General features: G+C 40.0%; 22 protein-coding genes. 7 read left to right on the plus strand and 15 right to left on the minus strand.

Annotated features, from left to right (window positions below; genetic code table 11):
- The first annotated feature begins 13 nt into the window (after positions 1-13).
- Together groES and groL are read left to right on the plus strand one after the other, a co-directional pair.
- Positions 14-304 carry a co-chaperone GroES gene (gene groES / locus EHQ16_RS10005; protein WP_004784852.1) on the plus strand — a complete coding sequence of 97 codons (291 nt, stop codon included), beginning with the start codon at positions 14-16 and terminating at the stop codon, positions 302-304.
- A 22-nt stretch (positions 305-326) separates the two neighbouring features.
- Positions 327-1,976: a chaperonin GroEL gene (gene groL, locus EHQ16_RS10010; protein ID WP_135635952.1), complete on the plus strand. Its 1,650-nt coding sequence runs from the start codon at positions 327-329 to the stop codon at positions 1,974-1,976.
- 89 nt (positions 1,977-2,065) lie between these two features.
- Here the strand turns inward: groL and EHQ16_RS10015 are convergent, their stop codons facing one another.
- Genes EHQ16_RS10015 through EHQ16_RS10040 form a run of 6 tightly spaced genes read right to left on the minus strand, consistent with a single transcriptional unit; the run spans position 2,066 to position 7,317 of the window.
- A complete protein-coding gene (locus EHQ16_RS10015; RefSeq protein ID WP_135635950.1) occupies positions 2,066-3,991 on the minus strand; it encodes a PP2C family protein-serine/threonine phosphatase in 1,926 nt (641 codons plus the stop codon).
- A complete protein-coding gene (locus tag EHQ16_RS10020) occupies positions 3,973-4,359 on the minus strand; it encodes a peptide chain release factor family protein (RefSeq protein ID WP_135635948.1) in 387 nt (128 codons plus the stop codon). Before EHQ16_RS10020 ends, EHQ16_RS10015 begins: the two co-directional genes overlap by 19 nt.
- A gap of 49 nt (positions 4,360-4,408) precedes the next feature.
- Positions 4,409-5,104 carry a hypothetical protein gene (locus EHQ16_RS10025; RefSeq protein ID WP_135599871.1) on the minus strand — a complete coding sequence of 232 codons (696 nt, stop codon included), beginning with the start codon at positions 5,102-5,104 and terminating at the stop codon, positions 4,409-4,411.
- A 47-nt stretch (positions 5,105-5,151) separates the two neighbouring features.
- Positions 5,152-6,204 (minus strand): Mrp/NBP35 family ATP-binding protein, encoded by a 1,053-nt coding sequence (locus EHQ16_RS10030; protein ID WP_135635946.1) that lies wholly within the window; start codon positions 6,202-6,204, stop codon positions 5,152-5,154.
- Positions 6,205-6,214: 10 nt separating this feature from the next.
- Positions 6,215-7,078, minus strand: coding sequence for a metallophosphoesterase family protein (locus tag EHQ16_RS10035; protein ID WP_135635944.1), 864 nt, complete (start codon positions 7,076-7,078; stop codon positions 6,215-6,217).
- Positions 7,075-7,317: a biotin/lipoyl-containing protein gene (locus tag EHQ16_RS10040; protein ID WP_135635942.1), complete on the minus strand. Its 243-nt coding sequence runs from the start codon at positions 7,315-7,317 to the stop codon at positions 7,075-7,077. The genes EHQ16_RS10035 and EHQ16_RS10040 overlap by 4 nt, the downstream gene beginning before the upstream one ends.
- Positions 7,318-7,404: 87 nt before the next feature.
- Here EHQ16_RS10040 and EHQ16_RS10045 point away from each other — a divergent pair, with 87 nt between their 5' ends.
- Positions 7,405-8,241, plus strand: a complete 837-nt coding sequence (locus tag EHQ16_RS10045) for a hypothetical protein (RefSeq protein WP_135635940.1) — start codon at positions 7,405-7,407, stop codon at positions 8,239-8,241.
- Entirely contained in the window at positions 8,238-10,103 is a 1,866-nt protein-coding gene (locus EHQ16_RS10050) for a chorismate-binding protein (RefSeq protein WP_135635939.1), read from the plus strand. Before EHQ16_RS10045 ends, EHQ16_RS10050 begins: the two co-directional genes overlap by 4 nt.
- Positions 10,104-10,147: 44 nt before the next feature.
- Here EHQ16_RS10050 and hslU read toward each other — a convergent pair whose 3' ends face one another.
- Genes hslU through xerD form a run of 4 tightly spaced genes read right to left on the minus strand, consistent with a single transcriptional unit; the run spans position 10,148 to position 13,487 of the window.
- Positions 10,148-11,566 (minus strand): ATP-dependent protease ATPase subunit HslU, encoded by a 1,419-nt coding sequence (gene hslU, locus EHQ16_RS10055; protein WP_135635937.1) that lies wholly within the window; start codon positions 11,564-11,566, stop codon positions 10,148-10,150.
- A 1-nt stretch (position 11,567) separates the two neighbouring features.
- Positions 11,568-12,101 carry an ATP-dependent protease subunit HslV gene (gene hslV, locus EHQ16_RS10060; protein ID WP_135635935.1) on the minus strand — a complete coding sequence of 178 codons (534 nt, stop codon included), beginning with the start codon at positions 12,099-12,101 and terminating at the stop codon, positions 11,568-11,570.
- A gap of 46 nt (positions 12,102-12,147) precedes the next feature.
- On the minus strand, positions 12,148-12,579 hold the full coding sequence (locus EHQ16_RS10065) for an ATP-binding protein (protein WP_135635933.1): 432 nt from the start codon (positions 12,577-12,579) through the stop codon (positions 12,148-12,150).
- Positions 12,579-13,487 carry a site-specific tyrosine recombinase XerD gene (xerD, locus tag EHQ16_RS10070; RefSeq protein ID WP_135599862.1) on the minus strand — a complete coding sequence of 303 codons (909 nt, stop codon included), beginning with the start codon at positions 13,485-13,487 and terminating at the stop codon, positions 12,579-12,581. Before xerD ends, EHQ16_RS10065 begins: the two co-directional genes overlap by 1 nt.
- A 97-nt stretch (positions 13,488-13,584) precedes the next feature.
- Between xerD and EHQ16_RS10075 the strand changes: the two genes are divergently transcribed.
- Together EHQ16_RS10075 and trxB are read left to right on the plus strand one after the other, a co-directional pair.
- Entirely contained in the window at positions 13,585-14,106 is a 522-nt protein-coding gene (locus tag EHQ16_RS10075; protein ID WP_135635931.1) for a tetratricopeptide repeat protein, read from the plus strand.
- Between the two features lie 60 nt (positions 14,107-14,166).
- Positions 14,167-15,108, plus strand: a complete 942-nt coding sequence (trxB, locus tag EHQ16_RS10080) for a thioredoxin-disulfide reductase (RefSeq protein WP_135635929.1) — start codon at positions 14,167-14,169, stop codon at positions 15,106-15,108.
- On the opposite strand, the gene EHQ16_RS10085 is transcribed toward trxB, so the two are convergent.
- The 3 genes from EHQ16_RS10085 to ilvB form a co-directional block, all read right to left on the minus strand.
- Positions 15,105-16,856 carry a peptidase MA family protein gene (locus tag EHQ16_RS10085; protein WP_135635928.1) on the minus strand — a complete coding sequence of 584 codons (1,752 nt, stop codon included), beginning with the start codon at positions 16,854-16,856 and terminating at the stop codon, positions 15,105-15,107. The two genes, trxB and EHQ16_RS10085, sit on opposite strands and share 4 nt — an antisense overlap.
- A 64-nt stretch (positions 16,857-16,920) precedes the next feature.
- The gene (ilvN, locus tag EHQ16_RS10090) at positions 16,921-17,409 is read right to left on the minus strand and encodes an acetolactate synthase small subunit (RefSeq protein WP_135635926.1); all 489 of its coding nucleotides are present in this window, start codon (positions 17,407-17,409) and stop codon (positions 16,921-16,923) included.
- Complete coding sequence (gene ilvB / locus EHQ16_RS10095) at positions 17,406-19,112, minus strand: biosynthetic-type acetolactate synthase large subunit (RefSeq protein ID WP_135635924.1); 1,707 nt, start codon at positions 19,110-19,112, stop codon at positions 17,406-17,408. The genes ilvN and ilvB overlap by 4 nt, the downstream gene beginning before the upstream one ends.
- A 111-nt stretch (positions 19,113-19,223) precedes the next feature.
- Here ilvB and EHQ16_RS10100 point away from each other — a divergent pair, with 111 nt between their 5' ends.
- Positions 19,224-20,330 (plus strand): tetratricopeptide repeat protein, encoded by a 1,107-nt coding sequence (locus EHQ16_RS10100; protein WP_135636157.1) that lies wholly within the window; start codon positions 19,224-19,226, stop codon positions 20,328-20,330.
- 106 nt (positions 20,331-20,436) lie between these two features.
- Here EHQ16_RS10100 and EHQ16_RS10105 read toward each other — a convergent pair whose 3' ends face one another.
- Both EHQ16_RS10105 and EHQ16_RS10110 read right to left on the minus strand, forming a co-directional pair.
- The gene (locus EHQ16_RS10105) at positions 20,437-21,024 is read right to left on the minus strand and encodes a hypothetical protein (protein WP_135635922.1); all 588 of its coding nucleotides are present in this window, start codon (positions 21,022-21,024) and stop codon (positions 20,437-20,439) included.
- Between the two features lie 200 nt (positions 21,025-21,224).
- Positions 21,225-22,904 (minus strand): P83/100 family protein, encoded by a 1,680-nt coding sequence (locus EHQ16_RS10110; protein ID WP_135635920.1) that lies wholly within the window; start codon positions 22,902-22,904, stop codon positions 21,225-21,227.
- Positions 22,905-23,006: the final 102 nt, after the last annotated feature.

Here is a 23,006-nt window from a genome sequence, read left to right on the forward strand (position 1 = left end):
CAAGGAGTTACTCATGGCATCAATCAAACCTTTAGGCGACCGAGTGGTCGTAGAGCCAAAGAATGAGTCAGAAGAAAAAATCGGATCCATCATCGTTCCGGATACTGCGAAAGAAAAACCACAAGAAGGGAAAGTAATCGCTGTCGGACAAGGTCGTTATGAAGACGGAAAACTCGTTCCTTTAGAAGTAAAGGTAGGAGATACAGTTCTTTACGGAAAGTATTCCGGAACTGAAATCAAACAAGGCGGACGTGACCTACTCATCATCCGTGAAAGCGACATCCTCGGTGTTGTGACAAACTAATCATAGAAGGAAATAATCAATCATGGCTAAAACAATTGAATTTGATGAAACAGCTCGTAGAAAACTTCTTAGCGGAGTGAACAAACTTGCTAACGCAGTAAAAGTAACACTTGGACCAAAAGGTCGTAACGTAGTGATCGATAAAAAATTCGGTGCACCTACGATCACTAAAGACGGTGTAACGGTTGCTAAAGAAATCGAATTAGAAGACGCAATCGAAAACATGGGCGCGCAAATGGTGAAGGAAGTTTCTACAAAAACTAACGACATCGCTGGGGACGGAACAACAACTGCAACCATCCTTGCACAAGCAATCATCAACGAAGGTTTGAAAAACGTTACTGCGGGTGCAAACCCAATGGCACTCAAACACGGAATTGACAAAGCAGTTCTTTCTGCTGTAGAAGAAATCAAAAAACACGCTATTAAAATCAATAGCAAAGCAGAATACGCAAACGTTGCGACTATCTCTGCAAACAATGATCCAGAAATCGGTAACCTCATTGCTCAAGCTTTTGACAAAGTAGGTAAAGAAGGTGTGATCACTGTTGATGAAGCTAAATCAATTGAAACCACTCTTGATATCGTAGAAGGTATGCAATTTGATCGTGGATACGTATCACCTTATATGGTAACTGATCCAGAAGCAATGATCGCAACTTTTAACGATCCATTCATCTTAATTTACGACAAAAAAATTGCGTCTATGAAAGACCTTCTTCCTGTGCTCGAAAAAATTGCACAAGCAGGAAGACCTCTTGTCATCATCGCGGAAGAAGTAGAAGGCGAAGCTCTTGCGACGATCGTAGTAAACACTCTTCGTAAAACCATCCAATGTGTGGCTGTAAAAGCTCCTGGTTTTGGTGATAGAAGAAAAGCAATGCTCGAAGACATCGCAATCTTAACTGGTGGACAAGTGATTTCAGAAGACCTCGGAATGAAACTTGAAAACGCTGATGTGAAGATGCTTGGTCGCGCTAAAAAAGTGGTAGTGGACAAAGAAAACACAACCATCATCGAAGGTGCTGGTGCTTCTAAAGACATCCAAGGCCGCGTCAACCAAATCAAAAAACAAATCGAAGATACTACATCTGATTACGATCGTGAAAAACTCCAAGAACGCCTTGCAAAACTTGCTGGTGGTGTGGCTGTGATTCACGTTGGTGCTGCGACTGAAGTAGAAATGAAAGAGAAAAAAGCTCGTGTAGAAGATGCTCTTTCTGCAACTCGTGCGGCTGTGGAAGAAGGAATTGTTCCTGGTGGTGGACTCACACTACTACGTGCGCAAGATGCTGTAAAAGCTCTTAAACTCAGTGGTGACGAACAAACAGGTGCAAACATCATCTTACGTGCATTAGAAGAACCTATCCGTATGATCACTTCCAATGCTGGTCTTGAAGGATCTGTAATTGTAGAACAAGCTCGTGCCCGCAAAGGAAACGAAGGATTCAACGCACTCACTATGGTTTGGGAAGACCTAATCAAAGCTGGTGTGGTTGACCCTGCGAAAGTGGTTCGTTCTGCTCTTCAAAACGCAGCTTCTATCGGAGCTATGATCCTAACAACCGAAGTCACCATTACTGACAAACCAGAGCCTAAAGATGCTGCTGGCGCTGGTATGGGCGGCATGGGAGGAATGGGTGGTATGGGAGGAATGGGCGGCATGATGTAAATCATCCGCATGTTCTCTCTTTTGGCTGTTTGGACAAAATCCAAAAGGCCAAAACACCAAAGCCTTGGACTTATCATCCAAGGCTTTTTTTATGCCTTCACATGTAAGTGAATGATGGTGATATCATCGTGAGGTGCCCCCGATAGTCCTGTAAAATAATGAAAATTTTCAAGTATGTTGGCCATAGGATCTATCGATTGTTTGGCGATTGTATCAAGAAAGGATTTTGCTAGTCGTTTTTCACCGTATTCCAATCGATCTACGTTTTCCTCTTCTGTCAGTCCATCTGTATAAAATAAAAACTGGTCTCCTTTTTTGAAAGGATACTCCTCTTCTCCGTAAGTGAGCCCAGGTAAAATGCCCAGTGGTTTTCCTTTGGGTTTGATTTCGACAAGTTCTTTGGACTCTGCTTTCCAATGAAAAAAAGAAGGATGGCCCGCGCTAGAGACCATAAATTTCTGAGATTCCAAATCGATATGAAAATAGGTAGCAGTTGTGAAACGCCCAAAAGATTTTTTCACCAAATCCTCGTTCATCGCAGAGAGTAAAAACGAAGGGTTTGACCAATGTTTGAAGTGTTGGAAAAAAGCAAACTTTGAAAGAGAAGCGATGATGGAAGCACCAAGGCCATGACCCACAACGTCAGCAATTAAGATTCCAAATTTTCTTCCACCTAACGCCTGAAAATCGTAAAAATCACCCCCTACTTCATGGGATGGTTGGTAATAAACATGAATGTCCATCGGTTCCCAACGAGGTGGTGAGGGAGGAAGGATGGCACTTTGGATTCTAGCAGCTGTTACAATTTCCTTTTGTAAGGTGCCAAATTTAATCTCAGAATTTCGAAACAGGTTTTCACCATAAAGTGTCAGACAAATCACAAAGATAAAAAATCCCCAATGAGAAGAACGAGGAACCGAATCTAAAATTCCAAGAGAAGAAAGAATGTCATGTGCATTGAGGATAAAAAGAGCTGAAGCACCAACCACAAGTAAGATGGCCTTTGGTTTTTTAGCAACCACTTGACCCCAAGCGACAAAAATTTGAATGAGAAGGGTTGGTAAACACAACCAAACAAAAGTGACAATACCAACAGACATGGAAATGGTTTCAGTAAAGGCCAAACTCAAAATAACAATCGAAAACAATACATGAAACTGCCATAACATCCGAATGACATTCCACCTACCCACTCCCACCAATTGATCAAAAAAGTATAAACAACTAATAGGGATTAAAAATAATGTAGAAATAAAAATGATAAAACTTGGAAGAATGGAATCATAATAAAATAATCCAAAAAAACCAGATTGTGATAAAAAATGAATCCCCGATATAGAAGAAAACCAAGTGAAGGCAAGAAGTTGTTTTTTCTTTCTCCTTTCAAAAAGATAAAACGAAAAAAGTCCTAAAATTAAAAACAAAAATCCGAGTGAAGCAAAAGATTGTGTTCGGTTAGCAATTGCTTTGTGGTGATCCGTGGGATCTCCATATAAAGGAGGTTCCGAAAAACCCAAAGGCAAAATCCCATCGGAAAAAAATACAATGTAGATATGATTTCCTAAACATTCCTTAGGTAGATGTAAAATAGGAACAAAACTTCGATTATAAACAATCAGATCTTGAGAAGGAGAAATACCAGTGGAGGAATTACGAAAGAACTCTGTTTGTAATTTAGTTTCCCCACAGTAAGCATCAAAAAAAGTAACGAGTCCTCGGAGGAGAAGTGAAGGTTCGGCATAACCAATGGGATCCCGAAAACGAATCCGAGCCGAAAGATACTTGTGTGTGGGTTTTTCTAAACTCACATAAGGGATATGGTATGGTTGGTAATCTAAGGAGAGGTCTTCAATGGCCGGTTGAAAATAAGACAACTCCTCTTCAGAGAGAAACCGGTATTCCCAGCCAGAAGACCACTTAACAGATTTATATGGTAATAAAGAATCAAAACATGAGATAAAACAAAATAAAGGAAGGAGAATCAAAAAAAGTTTTTTTACATAGGTTCGTTCCATTCTGTTTTTTCTTTCTCCAATTTCTTCTTCAAAGACTTACGATGTTTGTCCTGTTTTTTCTTTCGAATTTTTTGGACAAGTGCATCCGATTCAGTTTGGTTCAAGTTTCGTTCCAGTTCTAAACACAACAGGTCTCTGGCTTTATAACGATTGAGACCTTGAGTTCTATAGACGGAACATTTGATTTGTTTCCCTGTGGGGATATGTACCAAGTGCACCGCAGTGGAAACTTTATTTACGTTTTGTCCGCCTTTGCCGCCGGATTTTATGAATCGTTCGCTTAGGTCTTTTTCAGAAATTCCTAGTACTTCCATCCGTCTCTGTAGTGATGAATTTTTTTCAACAGAAACGGGAAAGGTTAAGGGCATTTACAATAGGCCTTAGATAAAATTGGTCAAGAAATTTTTTTACTAAAGCTTAAGAAGGAGAGGAGGATTCAATTTCTAAAATGCGTTTGCGTAAATCAGAAGCTGTTTCATAATTTTCGATTTGAATGGCGTTAAACTTTTGGATGTACAATCCCACGAGTTCATCTCCCATCTTTCCAGGCACAGACAATGCTTTTTTAAAATTATCAATGTCAAGGGTTGGATGGTTGTTATGGAAATAGTCAACGATACGTTCCATCTTAAGCCTAGTAGCTTCACGAGCAATTCCTGAAGTGTTACGAAATTCGAGTGATAGGCTCGCTAATGTTTCTAAAGGTTCGCTAACTTGTTCCAAATGTTCTGTGAGGCTTGTGGTTTGTGTTTTCTTTTCTTTAGCCTTACAAAACTCCACATAACGCATTACCATGGAATTAAACTGTTCCATTCGTTCTTGGATGTATTGATTTGCCAACTCTTTGTTGTCTGGCATTTGAAAGTCTGGTAGTTGTACTACATCATATAGGTGGATGTTGTCCGCAAGGATCTTCATCAATTCCTCCTTGGAAGGCAAACCTACAGGAGGAAAGGTAACCACCGGGTAATTGTCCCCTATTTTTAAGAAACTAACAACCACATTGGAAGCTATGATTTTGCCACCGGGCGCAATCGGATTTTCTCCGAATACATGGCAGTATGCGATTAAGTTACCGGTAGGGTTTGGTTTGGAACCGCGTTCAAAATTCATAGTGTATCCTTTAGACTAAAAAAAGTGGAAGAAGAAACAAGTGATTTTTAATCTTCCCACTGCGCAATTTGGTCTTCTAAATTTTTTGCAATGCGGAAATAGGCTTCTTTTAAAGGAGATTCTTTTGCGTCAAGTAGGGCAGGTTTCCCAGATTCACCCGAACTCATGACATCCAGGGTCAGAGGGACCGATCCAAGTTCCGGAACACCCACTTGTTTGGAGAGTTTTTCCCCTCCTCCCTTAGAGAAAACGTCTGTTACATGGCCACATTTAGGACAAGCAAACCCAGACATATTTTCCACGATTCCAAGGATTGGTACTTTTACCTGTTTGAACATGGCAGCAGCACGTCCTGCATCGAGGACTGCTACTTCTTGCGGAGTTGTCACAATCACTGCCCCATCCAAATCAATCAGTTGGGCAAGTGAAAGTTGGACATCTCCTGTGCCTGGAGGTAAGTCGATGAAAAGATAATCTAACTCTCCCCAAACCACATCATATAAAAATTGTTCAATAGCCTTTCCAAGCATAGGTCCACGCCAAACAACAGGTTGGTCTTCTGTCACAAGAAAGGAAAAGGATATAAGTTTGATTCCATGTTTTTCGATGGGATAAATTTTATCTTCTTCGGACTTGAGCGCAACACGTCCATTGATCCCAAACATCTTTCCAAGAGATGGACCATAGATATCAGCATCAAGGATTCCCACCTTCTTTCCGTTCAGCGCCAATGTGGAAGCAAGGTTTGCAGTAACCGTTGATTTTCCAACCCCACCTTTTCCAGAACCCACAGCGATGACTTTTTTTACGCCAATGATTCTGTTCCCGTCTTCCATCTTTAGGTTTTGGTCTACTTCAAATTTAATTTTGACCTTACCGGCACCTTCGATTTTGGAGATGAGCTGTCTTGTTTGTGCTTCCAGTCCAATTTGTAATCGTCTATCAGCATTGGGAGTTTTGATAAGAATTTCAATCCCATCATCGGTGGGTGTAACGGCGGCAACCATTCCCAAACTAACGATGTCTTTTTTTAACTCAGGATGTTTCACCTGCATGAGTTGTCTTTGGATGGTTGTTAAATCTACTTTTGCATTAGCCATAATTTGTCCTTTAAATGACACCTTCCGATTCTTCATAAAAAATCGGACTTGTCTCAATGAATTTGTCTTCTGAATAAATGAAACGACGGTATTGGGTCGACTTTCCGACCTCTATGATATGAAAACCACATTCGTGATTTCTATCGGATAACCTTGTACTCGATGCTGAATTGACAATGGGAAACGGAGCACGGACTCCAGGAAGTTTGACCCAATTGGTGTGAGTATGTCCATGTAAATAAAGTTGTGGAGGGTTGGCTTTTAGTTTATCGATGACTTCCGCACGGTTTAACATACGGTGTCCTCTAGATTCAATTTCCGATTTTGGATTCCAAAGCGGATGGTGACAAACAAGAATATAAGGTTCTTTGACTGATTGGATGGTTTTTGTAATCACCTCAGGTGTCACATAACCATTGGCAGTGATTCGTGGGATGGCAAAATTGGAATCCCACCCAATAAAAACTTTTCCAGCAATTTTTTTAGAACGAATGTATAGGTTTGGATCTAAAGAGGTTCCCATCCATTCGCTGAATGTTTTTTCAAACAAAGGATTTGGGCCAATGGCTCGTTTTTGATAACGGTCATGGTTTCCAGGAATTAAGAACGTTTTGTCCGTAAGTAAAGGTTTTAAAATTTCTTTTGCGTTTTCAAACTCACCTGGGTGAGAAACATTTGTCAAATCACCGGAAATCACAAGAGCATCATATTCTAATTTACTAATAGCTTCAACCATAGCAGAAATTAGTACAAGTGGGTGTTTTGATTTACGTCTCAACCGATAGCTGAGATAACCGACTATGGCTTTACCACGAAGCGAAAACAAAGATAGTTTCTTCGGGAAATGTAAGTCGGAAATGTGAAGGATTTTCATTCGTTAATATCCATAATTCCGAGGATATCTCCTTTTTTCACTACCGATCCTTCTTGTATGATGATTTTTTTTAGGGTTCCCGAATGAGGAGATTCCACGGGAAAAGCTGCTTTGTCCGTCACAAGTTCGATCATTTCGTCCCCTTTTGACACGAAATCTCCTACCTTTAGGAGCCAACGAACCAATTCGATCTTTTCTGTATCACCCAAATCTGGAGTTTTTAAAAGGAATTCTTTCATGGACACAATCCTTTGTCACGGGAATGAAAACTGGTTTACAAAACCCTGTTTTCCCGTTTTTTTAACATAAAAGTTTAGCGAACCTCAATGGGAAACGAGAAAATCAAATATAAAGGCACCGAAATCATCGAAAACTTGGAAGGATTGATTCAAAAGGATTATTTCCATTTTGAGCTCCGAGGACTCACCAAGTCAACACGAGATATCGTCAATGAAGTAGTTCAAGGAATCTTAAACCGAGTTGGGGCAAACCCTCTCACTTCATTTCATTTGTTTAGCGGTCTGATGGAAGCCCTCCTCAATGCAGTAAAAGCAAACACGCGTTTTGTGATTTTTCAAGATGAACTTTTGAATAAACTCACAGCGCAGGGACAAACTCCAGAAGAAGAAGCAGAAGAGTTACTCGACATTATTTTAGAAACAGAACCACTTCGTGATGCCATGCAACGATATATCGTTCCTGACAAAATCAAAAAAGTGGTTCAAAAGATTCTAACTTTGTCTGATAAAAGAAAATCGAAAAAACACAATCTCACAATCGATGAAAAAGATTTTCTAACAATTGTTAAAGAAAAAGTTAAGAAGTATAACCTCAAAATCTCTATGAAAATAGAAATTAGACCTACTTCTGTATACATCCGAATTAGAAATGATTCTCCCATCATGGGGATGGATTTAAGCCGAATTCGAAAAAGTAGAGAGCGACATGCCGAACTTGCCAAACAAGGAAATTCTGCAGAGTTCTTTCGTCCGGACTTTTTGGATGAAAAAGAAAGTGCTGGGTTTGGGATTGCGATGATTGACGAAGGTTTTTATAACCTTGGTCTTGATCCTCTCGAATGTTTTGATATCCAAACCAGTAAAAAAACAACAACTGTTTACCTCAATTATCCTCTAGAAGCTCTTCAAAAGATGGAGTTTTGATACAGACAAATCTGGTAACATGGGAATCTTTCGAAGAAGAATACCGAAACACCGGTGGTTTTCTCTTCGAAGATTCTCTTTCAATTCCAGGTTATACCATTTGCGATTGGTATTTTGACTTACATGAGGAAATTCAACTCCTCTATTCAAAAAAAGAAAATCTATTCGAATCCATTACAAACAACTTATCGAAGTTAGATGAATTTAGAAAAACAGGATATTTTCCTTGTGGAGCACTGTTTTTTGAATTGGGATATTTTTTTATTGAAGGTTTAGATTTTGAATCTTCTGGGCTCGAAGAAGGAACTCCCCTACTCCACTACACAATCTATAAACAAAAAAAAAGAATCCAGTATCCAAACCCAAATCATACACAAAGAGATCAATCCACTAAACAAAACATTGATATCCTTTGGACAAAAGATACTTACAAAGAGAAATGGGAAAAAACAAAAGATGCTTTGCTCTTGGGTGAAAGTTATGAATTGAATTTATGTTTTCCTATTTCCTTATCAGTCGAAGGAGATTTGTTTTCCTATTACCAATCTTTAAAATCAAAACAAAAAACGAAATACTCTGCCTTTTATCCTTTTAAAGACAAAAGGATTTTATCTTTTTCCCCTGAATTATTTTTTGAAGTAAAGGGAGAAAATATCCAAACAGAACCAATGAAGGGAACGATCCTTCGCGGGAACACATCCAAACAAGACGAAGAAAATAAAAACACACTACTATCTTCAGCCAAAGAAAGAGCAGAGAATGTAATGATTACAGATCTTTACAGAAATGATCTAGGCAGGATCGCCAAACAAGGAACAGTTGTAGTTACGGATCTTTTTTTAGTCAAAGGGTTAGAAACAGTTTGGCAAATGGTTTCCAAAGTAGAGGCGAAATTAAAAAATCCCTTCCAGTGGTTTCCCATCCTCCAAGCCTTATTTCCTTCTGGATCTGTCATTGGAGCTCCCAAACGCCGATCTTTTGAACTTTTACGGGAATTTGAAGGAAAAAATCGAGGACTTTATACAGGAGCTCTATTCGTATCAGAGATGTTAGATGGTGCTCCTTGGATTCGATCCAGTGTTACCATTAGAACAATCGATTTTAGAAACGAAGGAAATGTTTGGATGGGAAATTACGGAGTGGGAAGTGGAATTACCGTCCTCTCCGATGCGGAAGCTGAATATGAAGAATGCCTAGCCAAATTAAAATTCATCTCCAACCCCAACCTTCCTCAATTCGAAATTTTAGAAACTCTACGGTTTGGTCATGGAAAGTATTTTTTAAAAGATCTCCATTTGGAACGAATGGAACTAACGGCAGTTCGGTTAGGATTTCCTTTTTCCAAAGAGAAGGCGGAAGCCAGTTTAAAAGAACATCCCCACCCTTCAAAAGGGGGAGAAGTTTTTCGTATCCGTTTTTTACTGAATGAAAGGGGTGAATTTCGTTTGGAAAGTTTCCCTTTCACAAAACCCAAAATTCGTCCGAGAGTCCGACTAGGAATGGCAAGTCGGCCAGTAGATACTGGCGATTTGTTTTTATACCACAAAACAACGAACCGTTCATTTTATCATGAGATGTTAGAAGAATGTAAAACCAAATCCATTGATGATTGTGTTTTATTTGATACAAATGACCAAATCTTAGAAACCAATCTCCGTAATCTTTTTATCCGCAAAGGAAAGTTTTGGTTCACACCACGATTAGAAACCGGAGGCCTTCCCGGTGTCTTTCGGAAGACTCTACTCCAAAAGGGATGGGTGAAAGAAACAGATCTTTATAAAACCGATCTGGAAAAAGCCGATGAGATTCTTGTAGGAAATTCCCTTCGCGGTTTCGAAAGAGTGGAACTGATTCTTGAATAAAGAATAAACAGGTAAAATATGATTCTACCTGTTTACCAATTTCATTATAGAATGAATCGACTCAAATCCTTGTCTTCAACAATTCCTTTTAGTTTGGAAGACACATAACCCTCGTTAATGACAATTTGTTTTTTGTCCGGAGGAAGATCCGGGGCATCAAAACTTGTATCTTCCAAAAGTTTTTCCATGATGGTATTGAGTCTTCTGGCACCAATGTTTTCATTTTTTTCATTCATCTGAAACGCTAGTTTCGCAATCTCTGTGATTCCATCGGTTGTATATTCAATCTTTACTCCCTCTGTCGCAAGGAGAGCCTCATATTGTTTGGTGAGGGACGATTTAGGAGTCGTGAGGATTTTCACAAAATCAGATTCAGTGAGTGTTTCTAGTTCCACACGGATGGGAAACCGACCTTGGAGTTCCGGGATCAGATCCGAAGGTTTTGTCATATGAAAAGCACCCGCAGCGATAAAAAGAATATGATCCGTTTTAATGGGACCAATCTTTGTATTCACAGTGGATCCTTCCACAATCGGAAGTAAGTCTCTCTGGACTCCTTCCCGGGACACATCGGCCCCTTGCCTTCCTTCTCGACCTGCAATTTTATCAATTTCATCTAAAAAGATAATTCCCATCTCTTCCACACGCCTGACGGCTTCCGATTGGATTTTGTCGGCATCGATGAGTTTTTCTGCTTCCGATTCAGTGAGGAGTTTCCGAGCATCAATTACCTTTACCTTTCGTCTGCCAGATTTTTTAGGCATCAAATCACCAAGTAAACTCTGAAGTTGGTTGTCCATATCTTCCATATTCCCAGCACCAAACACTTGCAACATGGGCATTCCTGATGGTGCCGAAGGTTTGGGAATATCGATTTCAATTTCTTGTTCGTTAAGAATCCCTTTGCGAAGTTTTTCTCTAAACTTTTCTCTGGATTCTTGATAACTGGTTTGCCTTTCTTTTTCTTCTGGATTCAGATCTTCTTCTTTTTTGTGGAAGATGGGTGGTAAAATCGCATCGAGGACAATCTCTTCTGCTTTTTCGACTGCTTTGTCTTTCACATGGTCACGATATTCGGCTTTCACCAAATTTAAGGCACCCATGGCCAAATCGCGAATCATAGATTCTACATCGCGGCCTACATATCCGACTTCTGTATATTTAGTTGCCTCTACTTTTAAAAAAGGAGCGCCACATAACTTTGACAGACGGCGAGCAATTTCTGTTTTCCCCACACCTGTTGGCCCAATCATAATGATATTTTTCGGATAAATTTCTTCGCGGAGGGATTCGTCAAGTTTACGCCTTCTGGAACGATTCCGAAGGGCCACAGCCACGGCTCGTTTTGCTTTGGTTTGCCCAATGATGTGTTCATCTAATTTTTCCACAATTTGCCGTGGAGTTAATTCCTCAGCCGGATTCTCTGAACCAAGAACTTCTGCTAGAATGGTAGGGTATGTCATTTTATAATTCCTCAATCACCAAATTATGGTTTGTATAAATACATATATCAGCTGTAATCTTCATCGCTTTTGTGATGATATCTTTTGGATCCATATCCGTGTTTTCCACAAGAGCACGGGCAGCAGAAAGAGCAAAGTTCCCACCGGAACCAATGGCAAGCACTCCATCATCCGGCGAGATGACGTCCCCCGTTCCTGAAATTAAAAAAGATTCATTGGCATCACAAACAATGAGAAGGGCTTCCAGTCTACGTAACATCCGGTCCATCCTCCATTCACGAGCGAGTTCCACCGCTGCTCTCGAAACAGATCCACCATGTTCGATTAATTTTTTTTCAAAAAGTTCAAAGAGTGTGAAGGCATCGGCAGCACTCCCAGCAAATCCAGCAATCACCTTACCATTGTAAAGTCTTCGGACTTTTTTGGCGGTATGTTTCATCACGGTATTACCCATGGACACTTGACCGTCACCGCCTACAGCAATTTTACCATTTTTACGAACCGAAAGGATGGTCGTTGCGTGAATTGTTTCCATACGGATAAAATTCCAAATTGGTGAGGGTTGTCGAGAAAAATGGGGGTTACTTTCTTTTGATGAGAACCATTTGGTTCCCCACTTCAAAAGATTGGTCGAGAAAATAATAATCGGTGAGTTCTCGAATCATAAAAAGTCCAATCCCATGTTCGCGGTAATCACTCAGGTCAAAACTACGAAGGTCTTTTGGTTCTACTTTTTTTCCATAGTCCCTAAGTTTGATTTCAACCCTGTCCTTATCAAATTGCATTTCAATAAAAATAGGTTTGTTTGGTTGGTTTGAATAGGCATGGCGAATGATATTCACAATGGCTTCCCCGATCACCAGTTTTAAATCCATGGAATCAAAAAGGGAAAATCCATGTTCTAAACATAGATTAAAAAAGTAGTTACGAGTGTGGGAAACAAAACGGGGGTTGGAAGGGATTTGGATACGGACTACTTTACTGTAGTCCGTGGGTTTATTTTGGTTCGACATTATCCTCTCGGATGGAATTTCTTATGAACTTCCTTCAGAGTTTTATTTGCCATGTGGGTATAAATCTGAGTCGTTGAAATATCGATATGACCCAAAAGTTCCTGAACCGATTTGAGATCCGCGTGGTTCTCCAGTAGGTGCGTAGCAAACGAGTGACGAAGAGTGTGTGGGGTTACTTTTTTCTTAATTTTTGTGCGTTTGATGTAGTGATTCAAAAGGCGCCATACCGACTTACGGTTGATATACGATCCTTTTTTAGAAACAAAAACAAATTCACAAGTTCTTTTTTTCAAAATTTCTGTGCGGCTTTCAACAAGATATTTTTTCAAAATCTCCAAAGACTTTTCACCAAAAGGAACTAGTCGTTGGCGTCCACCCTTACCTTCTACAGTAATCGTCATGTTTTCCATATCGATATCTGTCATCTTTAGGTTACATGCTTCTGAAATACGAAGTCCAGATGAATAAAGAAGTTCAAAGATACATTTGTCACGAAGTTCGTACAAATTGTCCTCTTTGATATTACGAAAGAGTTCATCAATCTCGCTTTGCGTTAAATAATCAGGAATGGTTCTTGCGACTTCCGGAGTTTCGATTTTTTCGGTTGGATTGGAATCTAACCTTTTTTCATCGCGAAGGTATTTGTAAAATTGGCGGATAGCGACAACTTCACGAGCCAGTGTTTTTGCAGAGATCTTACGTTCTCTTTCTTCTTCTAGAAAACGCATGATATCGTTTGCTTTTACTTCTAAGAAGTTGATATGTTCCTTTTCTAAGAAGATCGCGAACTTGTTAAGATCGTATCCGTAGGAATATATCGAATTATCGCTCAGTCCTTTTTCTACGGACAGGTATTCTTGGAATGTTTGTAAAAGCTGATTTTGAGAAACTGGCAATTTGGAACCCATCTTTACTCTCTTATGTTACTTAAAGAGTCGGACAAAAAGCTTAAAGAGACTTATTATTTTTTTTGCCACAAATGGCTATGTCAGGAAAAAAGGAGATGTGGTTCATAGAAACTCCCTTATTTTTTTACTCACGTTTGCCGCAGTGTTAGTCGTTAATTGCGGCCGAAAGGAAAGATCCCTTTTTGAAGAGGGAAAAAAATGGGAAATGGTAGGAGAAAAAACCAAAGCCCTCTATTACTACGAACTTTCCCTCCGAGAGAACCCTGACTACGATCCCGTTCTGAAACGAAACGGACTCCTGCTTGCGGAGAGCAACCAATCCATCGCCACTGCCATTTTTTATTTGGAAAAGTATCACAAACAGAAGAAGGACGACACAGAAGTACAACGTGAACTCTTCCGGCTCTATCTTACCACAGGATACGAAAAAGAGGCGTTGGAAATTTTAGAAGAAATTCGTTTCCAAGGAAAAAAAGAAACTTTGGAGTTTTTCGAAACCACCTACCTTTGCCTTACCAGAGGGTTCAAACAGAAGGACTACCTACTGACCTTAGAAAAAAGCCCTCTTTCCGGGGATCCCTACTATGCACCGTGGGTCCGGGCTTGCGAAACAAAATAGACAGGAATCCTGGAAATCCCGTCTAAACAATAAAGAACAAGATACAGAATAGGAGAAATTATGAACCATAAAGTTGTCATCATCGGATCGGGTCCTGCAGGACATACAGCGGCCATTTACGCGGCCAGAGCCAATCTAAACCCGGTGATGTATGAAGGATTTATGGCAGGGGGAGTTGCTGCCGGTGGACAGCTCACCACTACTACGGAAGTGGAAAACTTTCCTGGTTTCCCAGAAGGAATCGATGGAACCAAACTCACCCAACTCTTCCGGGAACAATCCGTAAAATACGGAACTACCATCCACACCCAAACCATCACTAAGGTGGATTTTTCCAAACGCCCTTTTACCATTTGGTCTGACGACGAAGAAATCAAAGCCGATTCCATCATCATTGCGACAGGCGCCACTGCCAAACGGATGCATGTCCCAGGGGAAGAAACCTACTGGCAACGCGGGATCTCTGCCTGCGCGGTTTGTGATGGTGCCCTCCCCATCTACCGGAACAAAGCTCTTGCTGTTGTGGGTGGAGGTGACTCCGCAGTGGAAGAAGCAAACCATCTCACTAAGTTTGCGTCCAAAGTGTACTTAGTGGTCAGACGTGACCAACTCCGTGCCTCTCAAATCATGCAAAAACGGGCCATGGAACATCCCAAAATTGAAATCCTTTGGAACCAAACCGTTGTAGAAGCCAAAGGTGGAACAAGCGGGCTTAGCTCCATCGTGCTGGAAAGCACTCTCGACAAATCCAAAAAGGATTTAGAGGTAGGTGGACTTTTTTATGCGATTGGACATGTTCCCAATACACAAGTCTTCCAAGGACAATTGGATTTAGATGAAACCGGTTATATCATCACAAAACCGGGAACCACTCAAACCAATGTGGAAGGTGTGTTTGCAGCAGGGGATGTGCAGGACAAAGTGTACCGCCAAGCCATTACCGCATCAGGTAGCGGTTGTATGGCAGCACTCGAAGCCGAACGTTGGTTAGAAGGTCACTAAGGAGTGACCGGTTTACCATCCGCATCCTTATAGGACTTTGAGTCCAAACTAAAAAATATCACCGAATCTCCCTTCGGTGATATGTATTGTTTTTTCCCATCTTCCCACTCAATGAGAGTAAAACCAGATCCCCGAAATAAAATTTGGTTTCCAGGAAATACATTGGCTTCCCATGAATCTCCATACCACCGATAATTCCCATTTTTCCAAAGATAAAAATAACTAGAACTTGGCCCAAGGAAATCCCCTTCTAACTTTCCTGAAAATGGTTCGATATTTGCCGAAAAGATTTTTTGCAAACTAGGTATTTGCGTATAAGACTTGATCTCCAAAGCTGATTCAGGGAGAGAAAAACCTTTGTCTAAAAAAGTTTTTAATTCAAGAGGGAATTTAGAATTCATCACAGTATATCCAGCTAACTGGAGTTTTTTGCCATCTTTTAAAAAAAGATCTTTTTCTTTTTCAAAACGAGACAAACTGTCCTTTAAAATTTGATCAGGTGAAACACCAGTGGCGTTTTGCAGAGCGAGGGCCGGAGCTGTACCCACACAAGTTTCTTTTTGGTAAGATATGATGGCCTCTTTTCCATAAGTTTCATGGATATGTTTCACCAGTAGTGGCCCAATGGAATAAGGAAGCAAATCTCTATATTTAGCATCTAACAATGCTTTGAAGGTTTTAGGAACCTTGTTTTCTCGAATTAACTTTTCTGCATCATTATAGATGTGGAATTGTTTTCTTTCATAAAACTTTGCTTCTACATAATTGGCGAGACCCTCTTCAAACCAAGGATCTAAAATATCAGTTTGTGGGAATTTGCCAGTTTCTGTTTGGATTTTTAAACAAGAGATTTGTTCTAAATTATGAACTGCTTCATGGTAAAACACTCCAAAGTGAAAACGACGGAGGGCATCCGCATCAAACTCAGGATTTCCAGTGGCTTTAGGCATTTTTTCCCCGCAACACATAGTGATAGAATCTCTTCCGCCAAACCCACCTTCTTCCGATCCACCAGGGATATCAGCCCCAATGTACTTCTTAATATCCTCATACTCATCAAATAACAAAACAGGAATTTTCCCTCGGTTTTCTAATGAAAACTCAGATTTAACATATTGTAGGAAAGGTTTGATTTTAAAATTGCCACCAAACGCACGTATATACTCTGACCATTTTTCTGATCCATAAAGTATATAATTCCCAAATTCTAGTTTTGGTTTTCCAAATTCTGATTCTTTGACAAGAAGGTAGTTTTCAAAATTTAAAGGTTTTTGGTAAATGAAGTCATATTCTTTTCTATGAACAATCCAATACTTTGTGATTTTTGTTAGATCTGGATAATTCCAAACTAAGGTCGGCGAACATCCATTACATGACTGGGGAGCGGAAGTGAATCCAACTCCAGAAGGAAAATCTAATTTAAATGTTCCATTGGCCCATTCTGTATAAACACTACCATCTGCTCGTTTCCACTGGTAATGGTTTTTGGCCCATTGGTAAACCTCTCCCCCATCTGGTCCATTGTAATAACCAGGCGCTGGTTCTAAAAATCCCAATTTTAAATCTTCTAGTTTTGGTTCTTGGAGTCTTTCGACAGTTAGAGAGGAAGTGGGAGCAGTCTCCCCAAAATCAAAATATAATACATCGCTACCCTGCCCTCGTTTGAGAGGAACAGCGGTACGTTCTGCATCCGAAAAGATAACAGTTGTTAAAAGAATTAAAACAATGGGTAAAAATTTCCGAACCATGGGCATACGTCAGTCTCACTAAACGCACTCATGTTCTCCTTAAATTTAGACCCTGTCAAGTGGATTAAACGGCGTTTTGGTTCCTATACGCGATCGCAATTTGACCTGTGCGAGAGATTTCACGAATTCCAAATGGTTTGATTACAGAAATCACATTCGTCACCTGTCTTGAATTTCCAGAGAATTCAATCAGAAGGGAATCTTCCGTGATTTCTAAAATTTTAACATCGAATCCATTACAAATGGTAAGGGCTTCACTTCGGTTTGTTTCGGTGATGGAAAAAGAAATGAGAACAAGTTCTCTTTGTACAGAACTCGCATAAGCCATATCCTGGACTTTTAATACATCCGGCAATTTGAGGAGTTGGTTTTTCACCTGCCCAACAATAAAATCATCCCCATTCAGAACGATTGTCATCGAAGATACATCCGCATTGTCAGTCACACCAACAGCAATCGAATCAATATTGTAACCTCGGCGAGTGAAGAGACCAGAAACATGGCTCATCACACCTGGGTGGTTATTTACTAAAATGCTTAGAGTGTGTTTCATTTTTTTAATTTCCCCAAGTCTTTGAATTCGATTAGGTCTTGTTGTGATTTTCCAGCAGGGATCATCGGGAACACTTTTTCTTCCGCAGGGATCATGACTTCAATCAGAGCCGATCCATTGTCTTTTAAGAAAAAATCCACACCCTTATCGATTTCGGATTTATGTTCGATTCGCATGGCTGGAATCCCATAAGCTTCCGCTAGTTTCACAAAGTTTGGATTGTAAGTCCATTGGGACTCACTGAAACGTTCTTCATAAAATAGTTCCTGCCATTGGCGAACCATTCCGAGAAAGTTATTATTAAAAAGTAAAATTTTCACACCTAAGTTTGATTGAGCAATGGTTGCTAGTTCCTGGATACACATTTGGAAGGAACCGTCCCCAGTTACACAGATGACCATTTTATCAGGATTTCCAAACTTCGCACCAATGGCTGCGGGGAGTCCATACCCCATAGTACCAAGGCCTCCCGAGGTTAACCAAGTATTTGGTTTATCAAAAAGATAATACTGGGCCGCCCACATTTGGTGTTGGCCGACATCTGTGGAAACAATGGCCTCACCCTTTGTTTTGGTATACACTCTATGTAAGAAATCTTGTGGTTTGATGCTGTCTCCACTGTTATCAAAATCAAGTGGATGGTTTTTCTTTAAACTTTGGATATTATCAATCCAAGAAGTGCGGTCTCCCCCTTTCACAAAAGGAAGGATTTCACGAATGGCATCCTTTAGATCCCCATGAAGGATATAATCCACATTGATTCGTTTGTTGAACTCTGCGGCATCAATGTCCACATGGGCGCGAACTGCATTCGGCGCAAAGTCTTGGTATTTGGCAACTCGGTCATCAAACCTGGCACCTAAATTTAAAATATAATCACATTCTAACACTGCTTTGTTGGCATAAGCAGTTCCATGCATTCCAAGCATTCCCACAGAGAGTGGATGGGTTCCAGGAAATGCACCAAGTCCCATAAGAGTTGTGGTCACTGGTGCATTTGCTTTTTCAGCCAATGCTTTGATTTCTGCAGAAGCAAAAGAATTGATAGCACCACCACCCACATAGAGTAACGGGCGTTTGGCTTGGTTGAGTGCTTCCGCAAATTCTTGCGGGTCACCCTTTACCTTTGGTCTTTCGTAATGATGAGGAGCGATTTTGAGCGAAGTTGCTTTTCTGACAGTTGTTTTTTCTAATTGCACATCTTTTGGAAAATCCAAAAGCACAGGACCTGGTCTTCCTCCCATCGCAATTTTAATGGCCTCTTCAAAATGACGAGAAAGATCATCTGCCTTTTTGATCAGTGCATTGTATTTGGTAATGGGGATTGTGATTCCAAAAATATCAGCCTCTTGGAAAGCATCGGTTCCAATGGCATCTGTGGAAACCTGGCCCGTAATGGCAAGGATGGGAATGGAATCTAATTTGGCGTCCGTAAGACCTGTGATTAAATTGGTAGCACCAGGACCCGAGGTTGCGATACAAACACCTAACTTGCCTGTAGAACGAGCATACCCTTCCGCCATATGAATGGCACCTTGTTCGTGACGAACAAGGATATGTTTAATTTTTTTACTATGATAGAGTTCGTCGTAGAATGGGAGGATGGCACCACCAGGGTATCCAAAGACGATTTCAACACCCGCTTCTTCCAATAATTCGACCATAAGCCGACCGCCAGTAATTGCTTCGGTTGTAGATGACATACGTTTCCCCCCTAATGTCATTTCTGCAAAAAAGAGCCTGATGTCAATGTTCTCACGTTTTTGAGTCGATTTTTACTGTCTAAAAAGGAATGCTGAAAATTGGACAAGAATATGGAAAATGCTGAGATTGAAAAACCACAAGAAGATGAAAAATTCACAAAAATAAAAGCCCTTGCCAAAGAGGCGTATCGTTTTCTTGATCAAGGCAGATTTAAAGAAGCCAAAGAACGATTAGACATATTACTTGATGAAGACCCTTCCAATACATACGGGCTTGTAGGACTTGGTGACTATTACGCAAAAACCAAACAACCCGAACAAGCCATCCAATACTATCGCAAATGTTTGGCCGGAGATACAACGAATAAGTTTTCTCTTATGGGCCTAATGAATGCTTATAGGGATTTAAATAGCCTCAAACGAATCATTGAAGTGGCAGAAGAATTTCACCACATAACAATCACAGATGCAAGTATACTTTCGCGTGTGGCGGACGCCCATAGAAAACTAAAGAATTTTAAAGAATCAGAAGTTTATTATATGGAAGCACTCCAAATCAATCCCAGTGACCAGTATGTCATTGTGGGCCTTGGGCATTTGTATTTTGCCTGCCAGAGATATGTAGATGCCATCCAGTGGTGGGAAAAATTACTTTCAAGCCAACCAAACAATATCAAAATCCTAACAGAAATTGGAAACAGTTACCGTAAAATCAAAGACTTTGACAAAGCAGTCCTTTATTACGAAAGAGCCAAAGAACTGGATCCCAAAAACTTTTTTGCACTCTACGGCCTTGCGGAATCCTATCGTGGGAAAAAAGATTTTAAAACTGCCATCACCTATTGGGAAAAAATCCTTGAATCGGATCCTGACAACAAACTCATCATCAACCGGTATGCGGATTCCCTTCGAGGACTTGGGAACTACGACAAAGCACTTGAATGTTTTAATAAAATTCTTGCCAGTGGTGATGATTACTTTGCCTTGCTGGGAAAAGCGGCCGCATTACGTCTGATTGGTGACTTAGAAAAAGCGGAAGAAATTTATTTAGGACTACTTTCCAAATCGCCGAGTGATCCGAGACCTGCCCTAGAACTTTCTGACCTTTGGGACATTATGGGAAAAAAACCACAGGCCATCAAACTTCTGGAAGACCTAGCGAAGAAAAATCCTTCGAATGAATCCATCCGAGAAAGGATAGAATACTTAAAAGATTAAGATCCAACCCTACATAGCTTCATTTGAGAAAGCAGACCAACCATATACTTATTAATACTAGATTAGATATGGGAGGTCTATACTACTTTCGACTTTGAATGAACGACTATTTCAAAACACCTTTAGCGTTTGCTTCAACTAATACTGAATTGATCAAATCCTTTTGGCATTTGTAAACTTCATTCGACAAAGATTTAAACGGGTAAACAAAAATCAGAGTTAAGTGACTCCAGGTAGAAACGGAGTCTCTTTTTTGAATTTTTGCAATTTCCTTTCCACTTTTATTTTTAAAAGTAGCTTCTACTACAAATTCGTCTGTTGCAGAGGAAGGGAACAGATACAGAGTCAATCCGGTAATTATAGAAAGCCCTTGGCTAAATTGACCATTGTTCTGAATGTTGATGTCAACAGACAGATCAGTAGACTTTTCATTATTTTTTACATCAGAAAACAACGATGATGCGGTGAATTCCGCTTTCACTACATTGGCCCAGCTTCCAAGCGCATTTGCATTCTGCGGAACAGGTTGGTTCTCATTCAATTTAACTTGTCCTGTTACGACAAAAGAAATGCTTTTTTTTGCACCAGCAGACGGTTCGATTTTCTGGTAACTAACATTCCCTTCACGAAATGTAGCACAAGAAAACACCAACAAAAAAACGATTAAAGACAAAAGCTTGTTCAGATGTTTCATAGCCAAATATATGATTACGCGATAGGAAAACGCAAGATGTTTTTTGAGGAAAAGGCATACTTTTAAAAATATGTTACAGTTTGTAACAAACCTAATCCGAGGAAGGATTGAATACCTAAAAGACTAAAAAAAATCCAACCTGAGACAAAAGTCAAAGGTTGGATTCTGTTCCTAAAAGAATAAAAACCTACCACACCCCCTTATGGAGCAATGGTTTTGAGTAGGCTTAAATCTTCTTTTTTAAATACTTTAATAGTAGTTTTGTCACCTTCTTTCGGTTTGCCGGTCACATAGACTTTATCCCCAAAAAATGTGAGTTCCGAGTTTTCTTCTACAGCTTCTTCTGTTCTTTTCTCAAAAGTTAAGTCTGACTTAAAACGAGAAACATGGTATTTGTCTTTTACCTTTTCAATCACGTAGATTTTGTCTTCACGATTGATCATAGGAGTTCTCCAGAAAATGTCCGCAGACTCGCTTGTTTTTTTCACACCGAGTTTATCCGGATCAAGTAACACGAGTTTGTGTTTTCTATTTTCTACTTTTTCTCCGTCATAACCAAGAACAAGAACCCCTTGGTTTGCAATTTCTTTAAATTCCTTAGAACAAATATTGTTATAAGAACTTTTATAAAGAGCATCATCTTTTGCCGGATCAATCGCCCAAAGTTCATTCGAATAATGACCATCTGTATCGTATTTGATAAACTTCATAAAAAGAATTTTGTTGTTCACAACATTGTCACTTTGTTCTTCTTTTTTCTTCAGTTCTTCTTTGGTTTGTGCGAGTTCTGTTTTTAACTCTTCTACTTTCGCTTCCACCTTTTGAACAGTATCGTCTTTTTTGGCTGTATCACCAGAAGTGGTGGTTCCGGTTCTTGCTTCTTCTTTTTTAGCGATTTGTTCTTCTTTTTTACTGAGTTCTTCTTTCTTTGCCTCTACAGCTTCTGATTTTTTATCAGTGTCTTTTTTCTCTTGTTCGATTTTTTTGACTTCTTCTGTTTTCTTTTCAATCTCTGCTTTGTTTTTCACAGGATCTTTTTTTAACTCGTTGAGACTTGCGACAGTTTCTTGTTCCTTTTTCTTCAGAGCGTCTTTTTTATCTTGGAGATCTTTTTGTTCGTTCGCTACTTCTTGTTTTTTATCTTGCAGAACCTTTTTTTCTTCTTTGAGTTTATCGGTTTGCAACTTGTCCATTTTTTTGGCTTCTTCTTCCATCTTCTGTTTGGTAGCAGGATCTTTTTCTTTATCCTTCACCGTTTTGTTGACGTCTTTTTCTAACTCATCAGTGGTCAGATCCTTTCCACTATCTTTTAAGATATTTCCTTCGATCGGAATGATGATTTGAGTTTTTCCTGGCCAATTTTTATAAACAGTATCGATTCCTAATTTGTCAGGGGAAGTAGCTGCAATCACTCCCTCTGTATATTTTTTCGTAAAAAACTTGGAGTCTTTTCTATGTGTTGCATTGTAATAGAGGACGTACTGCGCCAAAGTCTCGGAGTTCCCTGCTTTGTATTGGAAAGATTTTTCTACATAGGCTGCAATGATCCGAGCGATGGAATTGACATGGTCAAAACTTTGCGACTCCGAAAGTGTTAGGATGTCTGCTCCTAGTTTTCCGTCGGCACCAGGCACAACTCTTTGGATTTTGACTCCGTCGACTGTGGCCGTATTTTCTTTTGCCAAGGTTTCAGCGAGTTTACGACCAATTTCGGTATTTTCTTGGATAATGTCATCAGATGCCTTACGTAAGGAGCGGTTGATGAATTCGATTTTTTTGGAACCCTTAATTTCGGACTCGCCGAGTGGGGCTTTGGATTGGGCTGTCAGCGAAAGACTGACGAAAGTTAGACAAATGATGATGGAACGAGAAATTCTCATTGTTTCCTCACGAAAATTGGGGTAAAGATGCCCACAAGATTAACAACCTTTGTGATTCTGCAAAGCAAGTTTTAGAATAAAAATCTATTTACCGGGGGGTGG

The sequence above is a fragment of the Leptospira kanakyensis genome (assembly GCF_004769235.1).
GTDB classification, from domain to species: Bacteria; Spirochaetota; Leptospiria; order Leptospirales; family Leptospiraceae; genus Leptospira_A; species Leptospira_A kanakyensis.

Excerpts from the sequence above, each read along its gene's own strand:
- EHQ16_RS10030 (WP_135635946.1), bottom strand. The coding sequence starts at position 6,204 with ATGGCTAATGCAAAAGTAGATTTAACAACCATCCAAAGACAACTCATG.
- EHQ16_RS10105 (WP_135635922.1), bottom strand. The coding sequence starts at position 21,024 with ATGAAACATCTGAACAAGCTTTTGTCTTTAATCGTTTTTTTGTTGGTG.
- EHQ16_RS10025 (WP_135599871.1), bottom strand. The coding sequence starts at position 5,104 with ATGAATTTTGAACGCGGTTCCAAACCAAACCCTACCGGTAACTTAATC.
- EHQ16_RS10100 (WP_135636157.1), top strand. The coding sequence starts at position 19,224 with ATGGAAAATGCTGAGATTGAAAAACCACAAGAAGATGAAAAATTCACA.
- EHQ16_RS10110 (WP_135635920.1), bottom strand. The coding sequence starts at position 22,904 with ATGAGAATTTCTCGTTCCATCATCATTTGTCTAACTTTCGTCAGTCTT.
- hslV (WP_135635935.1), bottom strand. The coding sequence starts at position 12,101 with ATGGAAACAATTCACGCAACGACCATCCTTTCGGTTCGTAAAAATGGT.
- EHQ16_RS10065 (WP_135635933.1), bottom strand. The coding sequence starts at position 12,579 with ATGTCGAACCAAAATAAACCCACGGACTACAGTAAAGTAGTCCGTATC.
- ilvB (WP_135635924.1), bottom strand. The coding sequence starts at position 19,112 with ATGTCATCTACAACCGAAGCAATTACTGGCGGTCGGCTTATGGTCGAA.
- EHQ16_RS10085 (WP_135635928.1), bottom strand. The coding sequence starts at position 16,856 with ATGGTTCGGAAATTTTTACCCATTGTTTTAATTCTTTTAACAACTGTT.
- groES (WP_004784852.1), top strand. The coding sequence starts at position 14 with ATGGCATCAATCAAACCTTTAGGCGACCGAGTGGTCGTAGAGCCAAAG.
- hslU (WP_135635937.1), bottom strand. The coding sequence starts at position 11,566 with ATGACATACCCTACCATTCTAGCAGAAGTTCTTGGTTCAGAGAATCCG.
- trxB (WP_135635929.1), top strand. The coding sequence starts at position 14,167 with ATGAACCATAAAGTTGTCATCATCGGATCGGGTCCTGCAGGACATACA.
- EHQ16_RS10045 (WP_135635940.1), top strand. The coding sequence starts at position 7,405 with ATGGGAAACGAGAAAATCAAATATAAAGGCACCGAAATCATCGAAAAC.
- EHQ16_RS10035 (WP_135635944.1), bottom strand. The coding sequence starts at position 7,078 with ATGAAAATCCTTCACATTTCCGACTTACATTTCCCGAAGAAACTATCT.
- ilvN (WP_135635926.1), bottom strand. The coding sequence starts at position 17,409 with ATGAAACACACTCTAAGCATTTTAGTAAATAACCACCCAGGTGTGATG.
- EHQ16_RS10040 (WP_135635942.1), bottom strand. The coding sequence starts at position 7,317 with ATGAAAGAATTCCTTTTAAAAACTCCAGATTTGGGTGATACAGAAAAG.
- EHQ16_RS10020 (WP_135635948.1), bottom strand. The coding sequence starts at position 4,359 with ATGCCCTTAACCTTTCCCGTTTCTGTTGAAAAAAATTCATCACTACAG.
- groL (WP_135635952.1), top strand. The coding sequence starts at position 327 with ATGGCTAAAACAATTGAATTTGATGAAACAGCTCGTAGAAAACTTCTT.
- EHQ16_RS10015 (WP_135635950.1), bottom strand. The coding sequence starts at position 3,991 with ATGGAACGAACCTATGTAAAAAAACTTTTTTTGATTCTCCTTCCTTTA.
- xerD (WP_135599862.1), bottom strand. The coding sequence starts at position 13,487 with ATGGGTTCCAAATTGCCAGTTTCTCAAAATCAGCTTTTACAAACATTC.